Annotated in this window: 1 protein-coding gene; it reads right to left on the bottom strand. The window is 66.5% G+C overall.

Annotated features, from left to right (window positions below; genetic code table 11):
- Positions 1 to 12: 12 nt before the first annotated feature.
- On the bottom strand, positions 13 to 618 hold a 606-nt coding region (locus FZN60_RS28535; protein ID WP_158877800.1), incomplete at its 5' end, for an IS630 family transposase.

The raw sequence follows: 618 nt of genomic DNA, 5'->3' as shown, positions 1-618 counted from the left end.
ATACCGCCCAGCCTATGAATTGACCTCTTCTATCCAGGGATAGAGGCAGAGGGATCGAATGCGCCTGGGATCGTCTGTGGCGGCGTTCCAGGCTTGGCAGCAGGCGTCGATGATGTGCTCACGACCCCGGAACTCGCGCAGGCTCAGGAAGCGCTCGCGCAGATATAGCCAGAGACGCTCGACCGGGTTCAACTCGGGACTGTAGGGCGGCAGGGTGACGAGGGTGATGTTGGCCGGCAGGTCGAGCGCCTTGGTCCCGTGCCAGCCGGCCCCGTCCAACACCATGACGACGTGGACGCCGTCCTCGATGGTCTGGGCGAAGTGATCGAGGAAGAGGCTCATCATCGCGGCGTCGGCAAAGGGCAGGACGAGCGAGAAGGCCTTGCCCGTCGCGGGTTCGACGGCGCCGAAGATATAGGCCCACTCGAAGCGCTGATCGCAAAGGCCCGGCGGGCGGCGTCCCTTCGCCCACCAGCGATGGCAGGTGCGCCCCTTCTGCCCGACCCGGGCCTCGTCCTGGAACCAGAGCGCGATGCGCTTGTCCGGGTGAGCCGCGCGCGCCGCCCTCAGGGCTTGGGCGAGCCCCCTTTTTTGAAGCGCTCCTGCGCCTTCTCGTCC

Source organism: Antarcticirhabdus aurantiaca, assembly GCF_009765365.1.
Lineage (GTDB): Bacteria > Pseudomonadota > Alphaproteobacteria > Rhizobiales > Rhizobiaceae > Antarcticirhabdus > Antarcticirhabdus aurantiaca.
This window is presented reverse-complemented; position numbering and strand designations above follow the sequence as displayed.